At 69.9% G+C, this 20,226-nt stretch carries 12 protein-coding genes; 5 read left to right on the top strand and 7 right to left on the bottom strand.

The window, feature by feature from the left end; all coding sequences use genetic code 11:
* Positions 1–17: 17 nt before the first annotated feature.
* Entirely contained in the window at positions 18–1,142 is a 1,125-nt protein-coding gene (locus KF837_37225; protein ID MBX3233026.1) for a hypothetical protein, read from the top strand.
* Here KF837_37225 and KF837_37220 read toward each other — a convergent pair.
* The 5 genes from KF837_37220 to KF837_37200 form a co-directional block, all read right to left on the bottom strand.
* Entirely contained in the window at positions 1,139–3,187 is a 2,049-nt protein-coding gene (locus KF837_37220; GenBank protein ID MBX3233025.1) for a PQQ-dependent sugar dehydrogenase, read from the bottom strand. The genes KF837_37225 and KF837_37220 overlap by 4 nt on opposite strands.
* Complete coding sequence (locus tag KF837_37215; GenBank protein MBX3233024.1) at positions 3,184–4,680, bottom strand: aldehyde dehydrogenase family protein; 1,497 nt, start codon at positions 4,678–4,680, stop codon at positions 3,184–3,186. The genes KF837_37220 and KF837_37215 overlap by 4 nt, the downstream gene beginning before the upstream one ends.
* Before the next feature lie 27 nt (positions 4,681–4,707).
* Positions 4,708–6,303, bottom strand: coding sequence for a hypothetical protein (locus tag KF837_37210; protein ID MBX3233023.1), 1,596 nt, complete (start codon positions 6,301–6,303; stop codon positions 4,708–4,710).
* Positions 6,304–6,334: 31 nt separating this feature from the next.
* Positions 6,335–7,570 carry a hypothetical protein gene (locus tag KF837_37205; GenBank protein ID MBX3233022.1) on the bottom strand — a complete coding sequence of 412 codons (1,236 nt, stop codon included), beginning with the start codon at positions 7,568–7,570 and terminating at the stop codon, positions 6,335–6,337.
* A 353-nt stretch (positions 7,571–7,923) separates the two neighbouring features.
* Positions 7,924–9,849, bottom strand: coding sequence for an outer membrane protein transport protein (locus KF837_37200; GenBank protein ID MBX3233021.1), 1,926 nt, complete (start codon positions 9,847–9,849; stop codon positions 7,924–7,926).
* 173 nt (positions 9,850–10,022) lie between these two features.
* On the opposite strand from KF837_37200, the gene KF837_37195 reads away from it, so the two are divergent.
* The 3 genes from KF837_37195 to KF837_37185 all read left to right on the top strand — a co-directional run bounded on the left by KF837_37195 (position 10,023) and on the right by KF837_37185 (position 12,947).
* A complete protein-coding gene (locus KF837_37195; protein MBX3233020.1) occupies positions 10,023–11,036 on the top strand; it encodes an ADP-ribosylglycohydrolase family protein in 1,014 nt (337 codons plus the stop codon).
* A gap of 86 nt (positions 11,037–11,122) precedes the next feature.
* Complete coding sequence (locus tag KF837_37190; protein ID MBX3233019.1) at positions 11,123–12,247, top strand: SUMF1/EgtB/PvdO family nonheme iron enzyme; 1,125 nt, start codon at positions 11,123–11,125, stop codon at positions 12,245–12,247.
* A 19-nt stretch (positions 12,248–12,266) separates the two neighbouring features.
* On the top strand, positions 12,267–12,947 hold the full coding sequence (locus KF837_37185) for a TetR/AcrR family transcriptional regulator (GenBank protein ID MBX3233018.1): 681 nt from the start codon (positions 12,267–12,269) through the stop codon (positions 12,945–12,947).
* 3 nt (positions 12,948–12,950) lie between these two features.
* On the opposite strand, the gene KF837_37180 is transcribed toward KF837_37185, so the two are convergent.
* Together KF837_37180 and KF837_37175 are read right to left on the bottom strand one after the other, a co-directional pair.
* Entirely contained in the window at positions 12,951–13,361 is a 411-nt protein-coding gene (locus tag KF837_37180) for a hypothetical protein (protein ID MBX3233017.1), read from the bottom strand.
* Positions 13,358–17,716, bottom strand: a complete 4,359-nt coding sequence (locus KF837_37175) for a hypothetical protein (protein MBX3233016.1) — start codon at positions 17,714–17,716, stop codon at positions 13,358–13,360. The genes KF837_37180 and KF837_37175 overlap by 4 nt, the downstream gene beginning before the upstream one ends.
* A gap of 196 nt (positions 17,717–17,912) precedes the next feature.
* On the opposite strand from KF837_37175, the gene KF837_37170 reads away from it, so the two are divergent.
* Positions 17,913–20,195 carry a M4 family metallopeptidase gene (locus KF837_37170; GenBank protein ID MBX3233015.1) on the top strand — a complete coding sequence of 761 codons (2,283 nt, stop codon included), beginning with the start codon at positions 17,913–17,915 and terminating at the stop codon, positions 20,193–20,195.
* Positions 20,196–20,226: the final 31 nt, after the last annotated feature.

Raw genomic sequence — 20,226 nt, 5'->3', positions numbered from 1 at the left:
AGGTGTACCCTTGTCGAGTGGCCAAGACGAAGAACGATCGCACCCAGGCCGTGACCAAGTTCTGTCTGGCGATGGAAGAGCATCGCCGCACGGAGGCCGGCCGCGTCCGAACGGCGCGCGAGCTCGTCGCGACCTTCTTCCCGTACGACGACAGCCAGGCCAACGACAAGCTGTTCCACCTGATGCCCAACGAGGTCCGCGGTCCGATCCTTTCACAGTGGGGGATCCGCGGCGGCAAGGCCGCGCTCAAGGACGACGACGCGAAGGTCCAGCACGTCGTGCACGACGCGCTCGTCGCAGGCGACATCGACGAGGCCATCTTCGAAGAAGGTGTGACCGCGCAGATCCTCGTCGATTGGGTCGGCCTCGCGGACTGGTGGTCGTTCTGGCGCCACGGCAAGCTCACCGGCGTCGCGATCCAGAAGGCGCTCCACACCGCGCGCGAGCTCGAGATCATCGACGATCGCTGGTTTTTCGCCAACGTGCAGGGCCGCGGCGGGAAGCTGAAGGGCACCGACGTCGTCTGCGACACGCTGAGCAAGGACCAGGTCGTCGCGTGGATGCGGAAGCTGCACGAGACGGGCGACGGCAGCCCCGCCGGCCTCGTCGGCGCGATCGGCTGGGAGACGATCCTCGCGAAGACGGCGCAAGACGCGCTCCTCTTCGCGCTCGACGCCTTCGCGAGGAAGGCAGAGCTCGTCCCCGAAGCGCCGGAGGCCGCCGCGCCCAAGCCGGAGCCCGCGCCCGCCGCGCGCAGCGCCGCGCCGAAGCCCGAGGCCGGCAGCCAGCTCAAGAGCGACTCCGGCTTCCCGATCGCGATCCCGGACGTCCCCGCGGTGGACGCGGCGGACGACGATCCGCCGAGCACGCCGAGCCTCACGAGCACGCAGGAGCAAGCGCTCTGGGGCGGCACGACGGAGAGCCCGAACCTCGTCGAGGCGCGCGCGAAGATGATGGAGATGCTCGGCAACGAGTCGGCGCCCGCGTCGGGCGAGGGCTGGGGCGCGTCCGAGCCGCCGGCGCCGAAGCCCTCCGGCCTCGACTGGGGCGAGGCGCCCGCGATCGGCGCCGAGTCCGGCTCGAAGCCGCCCGCGCCGCCGCCGGTTCCGAAGAAGCCGGTCGGCCCGACGCCGCGTCGTTAAGGACAGCCGCCGCCGAGCGACTGGATCCAGTTGCTCACCGCGAGGGTGCCGGAGGGGTCCGGGATCGTCCGCCCGATCGGCGGCATGCGCGTCTCCTCTTCGGAGCCGACCATCCGCGCGAAGAGGATCGAGCGCTCGGGCGCGCCCGGCGTGACGAGCTTCAGGTTCGGGTCGGCGGACCCGCCGAAGCCGGCGCGCGCGTCCTGGTTGCACACGTTCATCTCCGCGACCGAGCGATCGAAGCGAAGGTCCATCGTCGCCGCGCCCGCGCTCGCGCCGGGGCGATGGCAGCCGGAGCAGTTCGCGTGCAGGTACGCGCGTCCGTCGTCGCGCGCGAAGGTGGGGAACCGGGCCTTGTCGATCGGCGCGGCGAGGTAGGGCGTGAACGGACGCGGCTCGACCTGCCGCGCCTCGAGGCCGAGCGTGAAGCCCGCCGCCTGCGTGTGGCAGCGCAAGCAGTCGCTCGGAGACGGGAACGTCCACGTCTTGCCGTCGGCGAGCGGCTTCGTCTTCGCGCCCTCGAGCAGCACCGCGTCCTTCTGATCGTCGCTCCACTCGTACGACCACCCCGCCCAGGTCCCGTCTTCGTAACGCGCGAAGAGGCGGGTCTCGACCTTCTTCCCGCCGAAGCTGAACGTCTTCACCGCGGTGCTGCCGGGCGGCACGTCGAAGTCGCCGTCGTCGCCCACGGTGATGCTCTCGCCGTCGGCGACGAAGAGCCAGCGCTGCTTGTCCGCGTCGTCGGACCAGAGCGGGCTCGCGACGTCGTACGAGATCGCCGCCGCCTGATCGAGGCAGCCGGTGGCGGCGAGCGAGGTCGACGCGGGAGCGACCGGCGCGGGCGCAGCGGCGGCGGGGACGATGGCGGAGACGGCGCCGCTCCCATAATCGAGCACGAAGAGCTCGCCGTCGGGGCCCTCCGCGAAGGAGGAGATCTGGAGACCGCTCGCCTTCACGAGCGTGCCCTGCGCGGAGCCCGCGTCGGCGCTCCAGATGTTGCCGTTGCCGAAGTCGCCGTAGAGGAGCTTGCCCGCGAGCGAGGGGACCTTCGCGCCGCGGTACACGAAGCCCGCCACGATGCTGATGCCCTCGCTCCGCGCGTACTCGACGACGGGATCGAGGAACCCGGCGTCGGGGCAGCTCGGATCGGAGAAGCAGCTCCTCCCCTCGCGCACGTTCCAGCCGTAGTTGCCGCCGGGGACGATGAGGTCGATCTCCTCCGCGCGGCGCTCGCCGACGTCGCCGGCCCAGAGCTCGCCCGTCTCGCGATCGAAGCTGAACTTCCACGGGTTGCGGAGGCCGTAGGCCCAGATCTCGGGCCGGCCGCCGCCGTTCGCGAACGGGTTGCCGGGCGGGATCGCGTACGGCTCGCCCTTCGACGGATCGATGCGGAGGATCTTCCCGAAGAGGGAGCTCGTGTCTTGCGCGTTCTTGTTGTTCGCCGCTTCGGTCGGGCCGCGGCTCCCGCCGTCGCCGACGCCGACGTAGAGGAAGCCGTCGGGCCCGAAGACGATGCGCCCGCCGTTGCCGTTGTCGAACGGATCGTCGAGCGCGAGGAGCACCTTCTCCGTCGCCGGATCGAAGGTGAGCCCGCCGTCCTTGCTCTGTACGCGGACGAGGACGTCCTGGAAGACGAAGCCCGGCTTCGGCGTCGTGTAGTTCAATGTAAAATACAAATACACGAAGCCGTTGTCGGCGAACTTCGGATCGAACGCGATCCCGAGGAGGCCCGCCTCGCCCGTCCCCGTCACGCGCGCGGTCACGTCGTACGCCGGCGTGGCCGCGGCGCCGCCGTCGTCGAGCACGCGGACGCGGCCCGACTGCTCGAGCGCGTAGAAGCGGCCGCCCGGCCCCGCGACGAGCTCGACCGGCCGCGCGAGCGTGGCGCCGCCGAAGGCGGGGACGAGATCGATGCTCGCCGCGCCGGGCAGCGGCGGCGGCTTGCACGGGTTCGGGTGGCGCACCGGCGCCGGCTCGGGATCGTCGCCGCACGCCGCGGCGACGGCGACGATCAGCGCGACCGCGGCGCCGGCGAGCTTCCTCACGCGAAGACGATCCCCTGCGCGAGCGGGAGGTCCTTCGAGTAGTTGATCGTGTTGGTCGCGCGGCGCATGTAGCTGCGCCAGCTGTCGGAGCCGGACTCGCGGCCGCCGCCGGTCTCCTTCTCGCCGCCGAACGCGCCGCCGATCTCGGCGCCGGACGGGCCGATGTTGACGTTCGCGATCCCGCAGTCGCTCCCGTCGGGGGCGACGAAGCGCTCCGCCTCGCGGAGGTCGTTCGTGAAGATGCACGACGAGAGGCCCTGCGGCACGTCGTTCTGCATCGCGATCGCCTCGTCGAGCTCCTTGTAGCTCATCACGTAGAGGATCGGCGCGAACGTCTCCTCCTTCACGACCGCGGTCTGGCCCGGCATCTTCGCGATCGCGGGCTTCACGTAGAAGCCGCCGTCGCACCCCGCGACCGCCACGCGCTCGCCGCCGATCACCTCGCCGCCCTCCGCCTTCGCGCGCGCGAGCGCCGACTGCATCGCCTCGAACGATCCCGCGTCGATGAGCGGGCCGACGAGGGTGGAGGCCTCCCGCGGATCGCCGATCCGGATCTGCGCGTACGCCTTCGCCACGCGCTCGGTGAGCGCTGCCTTCACGCTCTCGTGCGCGATGAGGCGACGGAGCGAGGTGCAGCGCTGCCCTGCGGTGCCGGCCGCGCTGAAGAGGACCGCGCGGGTGGCGAGCTCGAGGTCCGCGCTCGGCGCGACGATCATCGCGTTGTTGCCGCCGAGCTCGAGGAGCGTGCGGCCGAAGCGCGCCGCGACGCGCGGACCGACCGCGCGGCCCATCCGCGTCGAGCCGGTCGCGCTGACGAGGGCGACGCGCTTGTCGTCGACGAGGCGCTCGCCGACCGCGGCCTTGCCCTGCACCACCTCCGAGAGCCCGAGCGGCGTCGGTCCGAAGCGGTGCACCGCGCGCAGGAAGAGCGCCTGACACGCGGCGGCGGTGAGCGGCGTCTTCTCCGACGGCTTCCACACCACGGAGTTGCCGCACACGATCGCGAGCGCGAAGTTCCAGGCCCACACCGCGACGGGGAAGTTGAACGCGCTGATGACGCCGACGACGCCGAGGGGATGCCACGTCTCCGCCATCCGATGGCCCGGCCGCTCCGAGGCGATCGTGAGGCCGTACAGCTGGCGCGAGAGCCCGCAGGCGAAGTCGCAGATGTCGATCATCTCCTGCACCTCGCCGCGCGCCTCGGCGACGATCTTGCCGGCCTCGATCGTGACGAGGCTCGCGAGGCTCTCCTTCTCCTTCCGCAGCTCCTCGCCGAAGAGGCGGATCAGCTCGCCGCGCCGCGGGGCAGGCACGGTGCGCCACTCCCGGAACGCGGCGTGCGCGCGGCCGATCGCGGCGTCCACGCCGGCGGCGTCGTGCTCCGCGACCTTCGCGGTGACCGAGCCGTCGATCGGCGAACGAGCGACGAGGCTCCCGCCTTCGAAGGTCTTCGGGTCGAGGTCGAGGGCGGCGAGCTCTTTCGAGATGTCCATGCCGGCCGTCTTACCGCGGCGGCGGACCTACGGCCAGGGGGCCGGAGGCGGCCACGAGCCGACGCCGACGCTCTTCCAGTGCCGGCGCTGCGCCTCGCGCGATCCGGCGTGGGTGTAGAGGGCGGTCGTGCCGGTCGTGAAGTCCTCGTGGATCGGGAACGGCCGGTAGAGATCGATGAACGCGTACGACGAGAGGAAGCTGTAGACGGGATCGTGGTTCCGGTTCCCGGCCTTGAGCTGGCTCGCGTAGTGGAGGTTGCGGCACGAGACGACGAGGTCGGGCCGCCGCGCGCCGAGGCTGTAGGCGGGGTCGAGCTTGCCGTGCCCGACCATCGCGCCGGGCCACGGCTTGAGCCGCGCGACGTGCTTGTCGCTCTTGCCGAGGACGTCGACCGCGTAGCGACGCGTGAAATACGGGACGATGCCCGCGGCGATGACGCCGATCGACGCGTCGGGGAGCGCGTTCTTGTTCACGAGGCTCGCGACGACGATCTGCTCGCGCGGGTCGCCGTTGCCGTCGAAGGCGATGACGCGCTCGAGCGGCTTCTGGAGCGGGACCGTCGCGACGAGGAGCGCGGTCGCCCACGCCCACCGTCCGGCGCGATGCTGCACGACGTGCGCGATGCCGGCGGCGGCGAACACGAACACGAGCGGCATCAAGTGCGCGCAGAAGCGGAAGTTGCCCATCATGTCGCCGCCGGTCCGCGACACGTAGGCGAGGGTCCCGCCGACGAGCAGGAAGAAGAGGAGCGCGCGCCGATCGCGCCGCGCGATCGCGACCGCGCCGGCCGCCGCGAGCGCGAGCGGGATCGGGTACGTGAAGACGAAGCTCCGCGCGTAGACGAAGCCGCGCTCGCCCGGGTCCTCGAGGAGGTAGACCTTGAGGAAATACGTGTTGGGGAACCACTCGCCGTAATAGACGCGGCGAAACGCGAGGTGCAGGACGACCGGGACGGCGGCGAGCGCGGCGCGCACGAGGGCGTCCTTGCGTTCGGGCACGAGCACGAGACCGACGACGGCGCACGAGAGGAAGAGGTGGAGCCCGTCGGCGCGCGTGAGCGGCACGAGCGAGAGCGCGACCCACGCGACGATGCTCTTCGGATCGTGGAGGACGGACGCGACGAAGGTGAGGAAGAGGAACGTGAGGAGCGACGTCTCGAACCCCCACGCCGACCACCACATCACGTCGGCGCAGAACAGCGTCGCGAGGAACATCACCGGCGGCGCGAGGAGGCTCCGCGGCGAGAGCGCCCGCAAGACGCGGAGCATCTGCGCGAGCGATCCGCCGAGGAGCACGAAGCCGACGACGCGCATCCAGAGCGACGCGGTGCGGTCCTGCGCGCCGAGCTTGTGGACGCCGGCCATGACCATCGTCCACAGGAAGTTCGTGTATCCCTCGACGCGCTCGCCGGGGTTCCAGACGAGCCCGTGCCCCTCGGCCAGGTTCCGGCCGTAGCGCATCGAGATCATCATGTCGTCGTCGAGGTAGAACCAGTGCTGGCCGTCGACGATGCGGCTCGCGAGGATCGCGTTCTTCCAGCAGATGTACGCCGCGAGCCCGAGCGCGAGGACGAGACAGACGACGTCCCACCGACGCTGGCTCAGGCTCAGGCGCACGCGCACGCGCCGGTTATACGCCGATTCGCGCGGTCGATCAGAACGTCATGATCGGCGCCTTGTTGTTCTTCGCGCGGATGACGCCGGCCTCGCCGTTGTCGGAGCCCTGGAGCGCCTTGACGAGGTTGTCGAGCTGGATGGACGCGCCGAGGTAGACGCGGGTGTCCTGGTAGCGCTCGAAGATCGGGTTCGAGCGCGTGCCGCTCAAGCCGATGCCGGCGGTCGCGGCGTAGTAGCCGATCTCGCCCGTGATCCAGGACGCGAAGTTGTAGTCGAGCCACGCCGCGAAATAGTGCGACTGGCGGACGTTCGTCGCGTCGGAGTTCTGCGCGAGGAGCGTGCCGTCGACCGGGTTCACCGTCTGCGGCGGGCGGTACGCCCACTGCGAGCCGCCGATGTACGCGAGGCCCGGGCTGAAGTGCCCCCACTCCTGCACGACGATGAGCGAGTACGAGAGCGTGTCGGAGATGTTCATCATCCCCGACAGCAGATCGGTGCACCCGCTGCCGCCCACGCACTGGAGCGCGTACGGCCGATCGTCGATCGTCACCGGCTGGCGCGACGTGTAGAGCGGGTGCGTGTACGTGAAGTTCGAGAGCAGCATCAGGTCGCCGCCGAGGACGTTCTCGAAGCCGCGAACGAGCTGGAGCATCGCGCCGGGGGCCGCGACGAGCGTGCGCGCGCGCGATCCCTTCGACGTCGGCAGACCGACGCTCAGCGCGAGGTTCGGCATGATGCCGGCGAAGGAGGGGATCTTCCGGTAGAAGAGCTGCAGCGTCGTGTCGCTGAGGACGGGCTCGTGCGCGTACGTGTTGCCGTCGTTGTTCGTCCACTCGTAGCTGGCGACGAGACGCGCGCGGAGCTGGAGCGCCGGGGTGATCGCGAAGCGCGGGCCGATGATGGCGGCGGTCTCGATGGTGGGGTTCGCGTACTGCGTCTGCCCGCGGAAGACCGTGTTCGTCGTCATGCTCTGCTGGAGGAAGAGCGACGATCCGGCGAACGGACGCGGCTTGGGCTTCGGCGCCGCGGCGGCCGCGGCCGCCTGCGGAGTGTCGGACGTCGGCGCGCCGCTGCTGTCTGGCGCGGGGGTGCCGACCGTGACCGCCGGCTGCGCGGGGCCGCCGGGCGCGCCGCTCGGCGACGGCGCGTTCGAGCCGCCGGACGCGGGATCCGTCGCCTGCTGGTTCAGCGGCTGGTCTGCCTGCGCCATCATGCGCTGGCCCGCGACCTTTTCCGTCTTGTCCGCGCCGGCAGGCGGAGCGGCAGCGGCCACGCCGGCACAGGTCAGCGACAAACCGACCAACACCGCCGACAGGAGAGAGGAACGCTTCATTCGGAGCTCCACGAACACGAACAGCCGATAGAAATCAGGGCGTCATGCCCCATGCAAGCACCAAGCCCAACCCGCCAACCCGCCAACCCACTAAAACAAGTCACCTTTTTCGTTCCCCCCGCCATCACGTCAGCTTGCTAACGGGCCAACGTCACCCCCCGAGGAGTATGTAGTGGCATATCGCACTTCCACGCCCGCGCAAGGCGGGACCCCCCAAGGCGCGCACTGGAGACGCGATCCGCCCCGCAACTCGGCCGCAGCGCGCGATCACGACCGCGAGGTCGCGCTCGGACTTAGCCGGGCTCCTCCCACCACTCCTTGCGCTTGGTTGGCGGTTTGGGGGGGGGCGGCGGCGGAGGAGGCGGAGGCGGCGGGGGTTTGACCTCCGGCGGGTCCGGCTTCTTCGGCGGGGGCTTCTTCGGAGGCTCCTCCTCTTCTTCCTCCTCTTCCTCCTCCTCGTCCGGCGGGGGAGGCTTCGGCTTCTTCTTGTCGTCCGGCTTCTTCTTGTCGTCGTCGTCCGGCTTCTTCTTCGTGTCCTCGTCCGGCTTCTTCTTCGTGTCTTCGTCCGGCTTCTTCTTGTCGTCGTCGTCCGGCTTCTTCTTGTCGTCGTCGTCGTCGTCCGGCTTCTTCTTGTCGTCTCGGATCTTCTCCTCTTCGATCTGCTTCTTCTTGCGGCGCTCGTCGTCGAGGCGCTTCGTGTCCGCCTCGGTCTGGGCGCCGGCGAAGTTGGGCTCCCACGCGTTGCCATAACTGATGGGGCGCGGACGGCCGAGGAACGCGTCGATCGTGACGGTGACGCCGAGCGAGAGGATGTGCGTGAAGCCGCGGTACGCGCCCTGGTTGACCGGGCCATAGTCGCCGCCCGGCCCCGTGCTCTCACCCCTCTCGAACGGGTTCGAAGGGAAGATCGCGCCGCCGACGCCGACGACGCGCGGCGCCGACGCCACCGCCGCGTAGCCGACGTCGACCTGGAAGCCGCTGTAGCGGTAGCCGATGCCCAACGTGCCCGCGACCTTCGTGAGCGTGTCGACGTCGATGCGCGTGGTCTCGAACGTCGTCGCCGACCCGTCGTAGTACGCGCCGCCGCGGAGCGAGACGATGCCCTCGCCCGTGTCGACGTTGAACGAGCCGCCCGCGCGCAAGCCGAACGTGCTCCTGTAGCCGTGAAAGATCGTCTGCTCGAGCGGCCCGAAGTCGCCGAGCTCCTCCGCCTGCACGATCGGCCCCGCCCCCTGCGCGCTCCCCCACCCCTCGTAGACCAGGTTGAGCTCGAGGTCGTAGAGCTCGAAGTCCTGATCCATCCCGATGTAGCGCGCGCCCGCCTTCAACAGGAGCGGGAGCTGCGTGCCGTACGTGGCGTTCGACTGATCGGGCAGCTTGTTCCCCGCCTCCGGATCCTCGGGGATGATGACGCCCGTGGCGTTGATCGTGACCGGCGTGCGGAGCGAGAGGCCGAACGCGTAGTTCGGCTTCCAGCGCATGATCGCGCCGAACGTCGCGCCGAAGCCCGTGCCCTGCGCCTGCAACGTCGTGCGCGAGTCGCAGCGGTAGTACTCGACGTTCTTGCACGCCGTCTTGTCGACGTCGGCGTAGAGGATGCTCGTCTGATCGATGCGGCCGAGCACCAGATGCGCCGACATGCCGAGGTCGAGCCAGGGCGTCACGCGGATGCCGACCGAGCCCGTCGGCATGTAGAAAGACGACCGCGACTGGACGTAGTCGTAGCGCGACGGGGCCGGCTTCTCCTCCACGCCGAGCGGGAAGGTGCGGTTGCCGATCATCGACGGCGCGAAGACGCCGAGGCCGAACGTGACGCGCTCGAAGTAGTTGAAGTCGCTCGCGGCGGCGAAGAACGGGAGCGCGAACGGCCCCGCCGAGTTCGTCGTCGCCGGGAACTCCTTGTTCGCCCAAGGCGTCTCGGGGTTCTGCGGATCGTCGGGGTAGGTCCCGATGCGCCGGTACTCGAACGAGTGCAGGTACAGGTTGCCGTCGAAGAGGAGCCGCGTGCCGCGCTGCCGCGCGAGGCCGGCCGGGTTCCAGTAGATCGCCGTCGGATCGTCGGCCTTCGCGACGAACGCCGCGCCGCGCCCGAGCGCCTGCGTCCCGTTGTCGGGGATGTCGAAGCCTCCCGCCTGCGCCTCGCGCGCGACGAGCCCGGACGCAAAGGCGAGCACGAGCCCAAAAACGGTCCGCCGCAGGACGACAGCTTGCGCGGGCACGCATGGACTGTATCGCGAAGTGCCGGACATCTCCCGACCTTCCGGCGGTCCCACCGGAGAGAGCCAGTCAGACGAACCAGCCTTGCGCGATCATAAAAGTACATTATACTCTTTTCTACGATTTCAGGACGCGCGGCGCCCGAAGCCCCAAAGCCCCGAGGAGAGATTTCCGAATGACTGCCAATCCGAGCACGACGCTCGAAGCCCACGCGCTCGGCGCCGTCCTCGGCGCCCTCGCCGGCGACGCCGCCGGCGCCGTGCTCGAGTTCTTCGGCCGCGACATCACCGACGCCGACGTGCGGCACGCGCTCGCGATGCCCGGCGGCGGCACCTGGGAGGTCGCGCCCGGCCAGGTCACCGACGACGGCGAGCTCACGATGAGCCTCCTCCACGCCCTCGCCGAAGCCCCCGCGCGCCCCACCGCCGCCGCCGCCGCGCGCTACGCGCGCTGGGTCGACTCCGACCCCTTCGACATCGGCGCGACGACCGCCGCGTCGCTCGGCTGCCTCCGCCGCCACGAGCACGCCGCCCAAGCCGAGGAGCACGGCGCCGCGCGCGTGATGACCGTCGTCGCGCACGCGCGCTGCTCCGCGTCGAAGGCGAACGGGAGCCTGATGCGCGCGACGCCGCTCGCGGTGTGGGGCGCCGCGCGCGACGTCCACGTCGTGACCGAAGCGACGATGGCCGACGCGCGTCTCTCGCATCCCAACCCCGCCTGCGTCGGCGCCGCCGTCGCGTACGTCCTCGCGATCCGTCACCTCCTCCGCGCGCCGGACGACGTCGCGGGCGCCGTCGCCGAAGCCGAGCGCGCGCTCGCCCCCGCGCACTTCGAGGAGCCGCGCGCGTGGCTCGCCGAGGCGATCGCCGGAATGCATGTACCTTACACACCGCTCGACGGCTTCGTGCGCATCGCCTTCACGCACGCGTTCCGCCACCTCCTCGCCGGGACGTCGTGGGAGGACGCGATCGCGGAGACGTTGCGCGGCGGCGGCGACACCGACACGAACGCGTGCATCGTGGGCGGCCTCCTCGGCGCGCGGTGGGGGATCGACGCGGTTCCCCCGCCGATGCTCGCGGCGGTCGAGGGGTCTCCCACCGACGCGGGCGTCCATCCTCGTCCGTCCGAGCTCCACCCCCGGGACGTCCGCGCCCTCGTCCGTTGTATCCTCGGTGATACAACGCGCTGAACACGGGCGTGTCCGGTCGGCGCGAAATCAGCTGACATTTCCGGGCCTGCCGGCCTGGCCCCGCGCTTGCTCCAGGGGACTCCAGCATGCGCGTCCTCCTCGCCGCCCTCGCCGCCTTCGTGCTCGTTGCCTGCGCCCCGCCGAGCGACGGCGACGGCGCCGAGATCCCCCTCGTCGACACGAACGGGTCGAGCCCCGACGGCGAGCCCGGCGACACCGCCAGCTCGGCCTCGACCGACAAGGAGGCCTCGACCGAGACCGGGACGAACGCGAAGCCCAACCCGAACGCGAGCGCGCCGAGCTGCGCGCGGCTCCACGGCGGGAGCACGTGCGGGCCCGACGGCAAGGACGACTGCTGCGCGACCGCGAAGCAGGGCGCGCACGAGATCGGAAAATACATGGTCACCGCCGGCCGCATGCGCGCGTTCATCGACGCGCACGACGGCGACATCGCGGGCTTCGTGAAGGACCTCCCGGCCGGGAAGTGGAACGCGAAGTGGGACGCCGAGGGCGCGCTCCCGACCGATCGCGCGAGCGCCGACGCCGCGCTCGGCCCCGCCGGCAAGAAGGCGTGCGAGCAGGGCGCGTTTACCGGCCACACGTTCTGGACGCCGAAGAACGGCGACGACTTCTCGGACTTCTCGCAGGACGTCCTCGACGAAAAAGCGCTGAACTGCGTCCCGTGGCACCTCCTCCAGGCGCTCTGCATCTGGGACGGCGGGCACCTCGCGACGGCGGCGGAGCTCAAGGCCGCCTTCACGAACGGCGGCAAGACGCGGTACCCGTGGGGCAACGACGAGCTCGCGCGCCTCGACGCGCCCGACGCCGCGCAGCGCCTCAACATCGAGGGCGGCTTCGAGACGAGCCCGCTCCCCGCGACGTTCCGCAAGCGCAGCGACGGCAAGCCCGCGGAGGCCTCGTTCATGATCGCGCCGCCGGGCCGCTTCCCGAAGGGCAACAACGCGGTCGGGATCGCCGACTCCGCCGGCAACCTCCTCGAGTGGGCGGGCGATCAGCCGCGCCGCTTCGTGTGGAAGGGCGACTTCGAGCACCACGCCGCGAACGCCGGCACCATGAACTTCGGCTACCTCTGGATGGACACGACGCTCGGCGGCGCTTGGATCTGGGGCACGAACCAGCTCTTCGGCAACGCCGGAAACGCCCAGCAGCGCGGCGGGTACTACGCGGTCGGCGGACGCTGCGCGTTCTGAAGTAAGCTGACGCGCGGAGATGGCGCGTCCCACCGCGAAGAAGAAGCCCGCGAAGGCGGAGCCGCAGAAGGCGCCCGGGCGCGGCAAGTACGATCGCGCGCGCACGCAGGACGAGCGCGAGAGGGAGCAGCTCTCACGGCTGCTCGACGCCGCAGGTCACGTCTTCGCCGAGGTCGGCTGGGCGGACGCGACGGTGGAGGCGATCGTGTCGCGCGCGGGCATGAGCCGCCGCACGTTCTACGAGCACTTCGACGATCTCCGCGACTGCCTCCTCGTCTTCCAGCAGAAGGCGACCAACCGAGCGTTTCGCGCGGTGGAGATGGCGGTGCAGGGCGCGTCGGGCGAGCCGGGCGAACGCCTGCGCCTCGGCGTCATGGGCTTCCTCGGCGGCATCGCCGCGTTCCCGCACGTCGCGCGCGTCATCTTCCGCGTCGTTCGCTCCGCCGGCCCGGAGTTCGAGCCCGTGCACGACGACGTCATCGCGCGCTTCGCGAAGCTGTTCCACGACGGCCTCGTGGACGCGCACGCGCGCGGGTGGACCGAGCTCCCGCCGGACGAGATCCGCATCTTCGCGGTCGTGTCGGCGCTCGAAGCCGTCGCGATGCGGTTCGTCGCCCGCGGCGAGGAGTCGAAGGCGCTCGAGGCGGCGCCGGCGCTCATCGACATGGTCGAGCGCACGTTCGGCGCGAACCGAGCCTGATCGTCAGAAGCGGATCACGAAGGTGTCCCCTGCCCGCGGCGCGACGAGCGCGGGACGGCGAGGACCGACGCCACGGACGAGGAGGTCGATCGACCACGCGAGCGCGAGGCCGATCGCGGTGCCGATGCCGTTCCACGCGAAGTCCTTCCACGAGGGATGCCCGAGCCCCGCCATGTCGAGCGCCTCCTTGCCGGCGCCGATCGCGAGGGTGAAGCCCGCGGCGGCGAGGAGCGCGTGGCCGCGCGCGTCGAAGACGGCGGCGCCCACCGCGTAGCTCCCGCCCGCGAGCGCGCCCGACACGGTCGCGTGGAGCGCCTTGTCCTCGGCGAGCCACGGATCGCGATCGGCCGCGCGCGCCGGTGACGCCGTCGCGATCAGCGCGAGGCCGAGGCCGAGGGCGAGGCCCGTCCTCACGGAGCGGGGAGCGCCTCGTTGATCGGGCGGAGGAACGTCGACGTGAGCTGGCGCATGACGTCGATGTTCGCGACGTAGCGGCGGAGCGCGGCCACGCCGCCCGGAAAGTCGGGGTTCGGCTGGACCTTGCCGTTCTTCAGCTTGAGCTTCGGCGTGCCGTCGTCGTTGTAGACGTAGTAGCCGTCGGCATCGACCTGGCAGACGTACGCCTCGAGGACGAGGTTGTTCGCCCACGCGAGCATGCGCGCGCCGACCGACTTCTCCTTGTCGACGCCGAAGATCTTCTCCGTGCCGGTGGAGTGCGCGCGGTACGTGATGCTCGTGACGGGATCGACGAACACGATCGTCTCGTCCTCCGGCCACGACATCTGCTCGTTCGCGAGGGCGGTGATGCGCGCGTCCTCGATGAACGAGTTCTCCCAGGTGGTGGGGAGGAGCATCGTCCCCCAGACCATCGCGTAGAGCTGCTCGTTCCAGCCGAACGCGGGGTCGACGATCTTCGGCTTCGCCTCGGGGCGGTTGCCGAGCCCGCTCGCGAGGTGCCACTCGGGGTAGACGAGGTTCGCGATCGGACCGCCCGGCGCGTCGCCCGCGCCCGGGAGCGCGGCCGGCGCGTACGACTCGACGTCACCGGTGAGGAGCGACGCGTAGAGGCGGCGCATCTGCTCCGGGTAGATCGTGGCGAAGTTGACGTTCTTGTAGCGGCCGTCGACGAAGTCCTCCTTCGAGTTCGAGATGAAGGAGTCGTACGCCTCGGACAGGTAATAGAAGGCCCAGGTCTTGTCGTAGAACGAGCCGACCTGCTTCTGGTAGTCGGACCACCAGTAGCCCTTGTCGTAGTCGAAGTCGTTGTGGATGAAGCGGCCGGTGCCGATCGGGAGGTTGAACGCGTAGGCGGTCTCCTTCGGCAGCGGGAACGGATCGGCGACGAAGATGTAGTCGTAGAGCCCGGGCGGCTGGACGCCGGAGCAGTCCGCCGCGCCGGTCGAGCAGTACGAGCCCGGCTCGGGGCGCGTGATCATGCGCGTGAAGAGGTCGAACGCGACGCTCGTGGCGGCCGCGAGCGGGCCGTAGTGGCCGTCGGCCATGAGCTGCGGCGGCGGCTTGGTGGGGTCGTCGACGTCGAGCACCATCGCGAACGCGAACGTCTTGGCGATGTTCTGGATCGGGTCGAGGTAGTGCGACTGCGTGCGCGCGACGACGTCCCACGAGTTGAACTGGGTGCGGTTGCGGCGGAACGCGTCGAGGAGGTAGCGGTTCTCGTACGCCGACTCGAGGAAGCGCACCTGCTCGTAGGGATCGGCGCCGGCGTCGTAGGAGAAGGACGGGACGTTGCCGCTGTCGGCGTACTCGTCGGAGGAGAACACGTAGCCGCGGCGAACGCGCCCCTTCGGGTCGACGGCCGCCTTCACCGTCGCGAACGCCGCGTATTCGGGGATCGAGGCGAAGTCCTCGAGATCGCGATAATCGACGACATCCATCTCGGCGCCCCGGCACTTCGTGCCGAGCGGCGAGTCGGGGTCGGCCTTGCAGTCGTTCACGAGCCCGAACTCGGACGCGTACCGCGAGTAGTGCATGTACTTCGGATCCCCGCTCGGCTGCGAGAAGCTGATCGCGCCGAAGAGGCCGGGGCCGTCGATGAAGTCGGTCGCCTCGTAGGCCTTCACCTGGCCCGCGCCGGAGCCCTTCACGCTCATGCCCTTCGCCGCGAACACGTCGACGACGCCGGAGTAGCCGAAGCGCGCGGCGGCGCGGTCGTAGGAGCCGAGGAGGTGCATGTCGAGCTGCTGGTCGCCCGGGTAGTCCATGACGCTCGAGGTCGCGTACTGCCCGATGCCCTTGTCGATCTCCTCCTCCGTGAGCGGATCGGAGTAGCGGGGCCCGATGCAGTCGCTGCCGTCGGTCGTGCCGGACGGGCACTCCCGCGTGACGGTGCCGTTCTTGGTGCGGAGCTGCCAGTACTCGACGTCGTAGTTGAGGGAGTCGAAGGTGCCGGCGAAGTTGTGGCGGAGGCCGACGGAGTGCCCGAACTCGTGCGCCCAGACGCCGTTCGCGAACGAGACGCGCGCCCACTGCTGGACCTTCGCCTTGTTCTCGGCGACGGCGGCGGCGTCCTTCGGATCCGGCTTGCCGAAGAGCTTCTGCGCCTTCCGCGCGAGGCCGACGAGGTGATCGGCCTCCGGTCCTTCGCGCCGGCACGCGTGGCGGCGCGCGCGGCCGACGTTGGCGCGGGCCTCGAGCGCGCGGCGGAAGAGCGGCGCGGTGCGGGCGAACGGCGTCGCGCGATCGATCGTCGCCTTCGTCACCGCCGCCTTCGGGTCGAGCCCGGAGAGCTGCGCGACCTCGGGCGTGACCATCCTCGCCTCGACGTCGCCGCCGCGGAGCTTCGTCATGCGCTGGCTGATCGCGCCGTTGCCCATCCCGAGCTTGCCGGACGCGGCGAGCGCCTTCATGCGCTCGTTGTGGCGCACCTTCGCGGGGGCCTTCGACTTCGCCGCCCTGCCGGTGGTGAACGGCGTGAGGACCTTCGGGTCGAACGCGGTCATGCGCCCGTAGAGGTCCGCGGAGGTGAGCTCGCCGTGCTGCGCGCGCTCCTTCGCCGTCTGCATCTGGACCCAGGCGCTGACGTCCCGCCCCTCGATGAACTTGGTCGCGGGGGTGGTGCCGTTGAGGAGGTCGACGAGGTCGGCGAGCTGGCCCGCGGCCTTGTCGAGCGTCACGCCGTACTGGTTCACGCTGCCCGCGATCTTCTCGCCGGTGAGCGGATCCTCCGCGTCGACCATGATGCCCCACGGGGCCTGGGCCTGCGCCGCGGTGATGAAGGTGTAGAGGTTGTAGCGGAGGTCGCCGAGGCGGGGCGACGTGTCCTTCTCGCCGCACGCGGGATCGTCGCCCTTCGCGGGGTCGACGGGGTTGTGGCAGAGGACGAAGACCTCGGGCACCTCGTCCTCGTGCGCGTCGCCGACGGGGGGGACGAAGTCGTCCGACCAGCGCGACGGCCAGCCGAGCGTGTCCTCGCAGCCGTCTTCGTTCGTGCGCCGGCACTCGGCGAGGCGACCCGCGAGCACGGCGACGCGGAGCGCGTCGCTCCACTCCTTCACGACCTTGCGCGAGCCCTCGAAGAGGTCCTCCGGGAACTCGCGGTTCACGTGCCACGCGATCGTGCGCACGGCGCGATCGCGGAGCGGGATGGTGCAGGCCTGGCTGAACTCGTCGCAGCGCGAGCCGCGGCCGACCGAGGCGCACTCGTCCTCGGTGCCGTCTTTGTCCTCGTCGCGATGCGGGCTCTTCCCCTCCGGCGTGGTCTCGGGCGTGGCGCAGGCGACGGCGGGATCGGCGTGGGACTTCGTGTACAGGTTCCAGCGCGACGCGAAGCGATGCCAGCGATCGTCGACGACGCCGTAGTGGCGGTCGTAGCCGAAGCGGTCGTTCGTGAAGTACCCGAACATGTCCATCTTGTTGCCGTCGAAGTCGACCGGCTCGTAGTCGGTGTCGGTCACGCGCTTGAACGCGAGCCGCATCTTCACTTCGCTCGGGTTGCACGAGATGCGCGGGTAGTCGCCGGTGAGGAGGCACGCCGGGAAGTCGCCCCACTCGGGGTCGTGGATCATCTGCGGCGCGGCGAAGTTCTTGTTCGTGACGTCGAAGTACCCGCCGGAGAGGTCGATGACGGGCGCGTCGGGCGAATTCGGATCGGTGAGCTCGTACGCGGTGGCGTCCCACTTCACGCCGCCGTAGAGCCCGAGCTGAGACGCGGCGTCGAGGTCGTACGCGTCGGTGACGAGGTTCTGCGAGAAGTCGATGCGGATGTACTCGCGCTGGTTCCACGGCCGATCGGACTGGATCTCGTCGATGACGTTGTTCTCTTCGCCGGTGCTCTCGTTGTAGGTCCGGCGAACGTCGAAGTGCTTCACGATCGCGAACGCGGCGACGATCTGCCCGTCCGTCGTCGGCCGCGCGGGGGCCTTCCCGCCGGCGCCGCCGGACCGCGGCTCGTCGCCACGCGGCGCGCCGTTGGTGCCCTTCTGGTCCGTGTTGGTGATGAGCTCGTAGGCGAGGCGCCCGATGATCTTGTGCTCGGTGATCTCCCACCGGATCCGCACCGTCGGCTGCGCATCGGACGACGTGAAGAGCGAGTCCGACCCGGCCCCCGCGGACACGTCGGCGATCGTGGTGCGGAAGTAGAACTCCGGATCGTCCGACGAGTCGTCGAGCTTGTCGCCGACGAAGAACTTCTTGGGCATCGCGCCGAGCTGGACGCGATTGATGGGGGCGCGCTCCTCGGCGCAGCCTTGACCGACGGCGGCGAGAGCAGCGAGCGCAAGGGCAGCGAACCAGGAGCGGTACGACGGCATCGAGCGATTTCTCCCCCGGCCCATCAAAAATTGAGGAGCCTAGGTAGGTGGATGTAGCACCACCTGGCCCTTGTGCCAGTCCCCGCGCTAACTGCGCGATCATGCGGCAAATTCGACCGTCTCCCAGCGACGCTAGTAAGTTCATGAATACGCTGGCGGATCCGGCGTCTTACCTGGTTCTGCTTAGGGAGGTGACATGAAGAAGTCGTTCTGGTGGCTCTTGGGGGGAACGCTCGCTGGCGCGCTGGCGGTGGTGGAAGGCTGCAGCACTGTAAGCGTGAACGATTCGAAGGACGCCGATCCGAAGGGCCGGCTCGAGCGGGAGACCGGCACCAGGTGGATCGTGACGATGGATCCGGCCACCGACACACCGCTCATCGCCACCGCCGTCACGCCGATCGCCCCGTCCCCCGAGGCGAGCCTCGAGGAGGCCGCGCGCGCGTTCCTCGCGAAGTACGAGGACCTCTTCAAGATCAAGGACACGAACGCCAACCTCGCGTACCTCGAGACCGTGGAGATCAAAGGAGGGAGCGTCGTCTCCTTCCAGCAGCGCGGCGGCGGCTTGCCCGTGGATCGTCACGTCCTGACGGTGAGCTTCCGGGCCGATCGATCGCTCACCTCCATCACGGGGGTGACCTATCCCCTCGCCGCGCAGGCCGTGGCGAGCCCCGCCGTGACGCCCGACGCCGCGCGCGCCGCGGTCGAAGCGGAGCTCGCGACGCGCTACCCAGGCTTCAACCCTTCGTGGATCGCCCTGCCCCCGACGCCCGAGCAGGTGCTCTTCCCGGAGGGCGCGGGCGCCAAGCTGGCGTGGGCGCTCCGCGTCGGGATCTCGTCGCCCACCGTCACCACCGAGCTCTCGTACCGCATCGACGCGCAGACCGGCGCCGTGCTCGAGGCCTACGACGCGGTGCCGAGCATCGACAGGACCGGCAGCGGTTACGACGTCATCGGCATCGTGCCTCGAGAGTTCACCGTCACCGAGGTAGGTCCGGGCAACTACCGCCTCGGGCAGACGCCAACGGCGGACCGTGCCGGGATCATCACGATCGCGTACCCGAGCTCGACCGCCATCGCGTCCACGAAGCTCGATGAGTGGGATCCGCGTTCGATCGAGCAGGGGGGCATGGGGGCGGCCGTGAGCGCGCAGGCGAACGTCGCCGAGATAGAGCATTGGTTCCGCACGCGGTTCGACTGGAAGTCCTTCGACAACAAGGGGACGCAGTTCCAGCTCTTCGTGCACGACACGCGTGCGACGAGCGGGTTGGGCTTCTGGACGACGAGCTCGGACATCGGCGTCGGGATCCACTTTTCGGACGGCGACTCCCACAGCGGCGGGAAGATGAAGCCGCTCTCCACCTCCATCGAGTTCTGCACGCACGAGTTCATGCATGGTGTGATCGAGAACCGGACGCCGTCCGTCGGACTCATCTACCAGGGCGAGTCGGGTGCCGTGAACGAAGCGCTCGCCGACATCTTCGGGATGTTCGCAAAGGCCCACCTGGATCCCTTCGGCGCCTCGCCCGAGAAGTTCGCCGACATGACCTACAACCCAGGCGGGATACGAAACATGGCGCACCCCAGCAACCCGGAGGCGCAGCACAACGTCATCGGAGGCGGGGACTACGTCGCTCGCGACAGCTACCAGAACAGGTTCACGGGCGCGGCCGACAACGGCGGCGTGCACATCAACTCCGGGATCCTCTCGAACGCCTGGTACCTGATGACCTACGGCGGCACCCACGATCGGTCGCAGGTCGTCGTGAGCCAGCCGCTCGGGATCGAGAAGTCCGAGGACCTGTGGTGGGACGCGATGGTGAAGTTCGTCCCGAGGGCCGACATCGAGGCGGCGGCCGTGAACGTGATGTCGCTCGCGCTCGAGCGCTACGGGGAGGGGAGCTCCGATCTCGCGGCGGTCGTGTGCGCGTTCGTGGGGATCGAGTACCTCACGGACGAGAAGGCCCGCACCGATTGGGGGGTCGTCTGCGGCGGGCCGACGTGCGCGGACGGTGGCGCGGATGCGGACGCCGCCGCGACCTGCACCTGCGTCAACCGTCTAAAGGACATTACGCTGTGCAAGACCTCGCCGGAGAACGGCGGCCCCTGCACCGAGTTCGGTACCTTCACGGGGCTCCAGAGCGCGAGCTGCACCGGCTACATGCAGGTCGAGGAGACGGAGAACCGCTGTGACTGCCGAACGGCCGACGGCACCTTCCTCTGCCAGTCGGGCATCTCGATCTCGCCCCAGGCCTGCGCGGACTCGGACTACGACGGCAAGAACGGGGGGCCCTGCAGCGGCACGTACCTCGACCTCGACGCCGACGGCATGACGACGATCAAGTCGGGCACCGGCACGCTCGTCTCTTGCCAGGAGATCGCCATCAAGCAGGTGTGGGCGCCCTCGGGAGGAGTCCTCCAGTGCACCGTCCCCGGCTGCCCGGAAGCCGGCGCCCCCACCGACGCCGCGGCCGATCAGTAGCCGTCCCTCTCATCGCCTCGAGCGATGCGCC

Origin of the sequence: Labilithrix sp. (genome assembly GCA_019637155.1) — a bacterium.
Classification (GTDB): Bacteria; Myxococcota_A; Polyangia; order Polyangiales; family Polyangiaceae; genus Labilithrix.
Note: the sequence above shows the minus strand (reverse complement) of the source record. Positions and strands in the feature narration are given on the sequence as shown.

Coding starts and splice junctions, on each gene's coding strand:
- KF837_37215 (MBX3233024.1), bottom strand. CDS start 4,680: ATGGACATCTCGAAAGAGCTCGCCGCCCTCGACCTCGACCCGAAGACC.
- KF837_37195 (MBX3233020.1), top strand. CDS start 10,023: ATGACTGCCAATCCGAGCACGACGCTCGAAGCCCACGCGCTCGGCGCC.
- KF837_37190 (MBX3233019.1), top strand. CDS start 11,123: ATGCGCGTCCTCCTCGCCGCCCTCGCCGCCTTCGTGCTCGTTGCCTGC.
- KF837_37185 (MBX3233018.1), top strand. CDS start 12,267: ATGGCGCGTCCCACCGCGAAGAAGAAGCCCGCGAAGGCGGAGCCGCAG.
- KF837_37175 (MBX3233016.1), bottom strand. CDS start 17,716: ATGCCGTCGTACCGCTCCTGGTTCGCTGCCCTTGCGCTCGCTGCTCTC.
- KF837_37170 (MBX3233015.1), top strand. CDS start 17,913: ATGAAGAAGTCGTTCTGGTGGCTCTTGGGGGGAACGCTCGCTGGCGCG.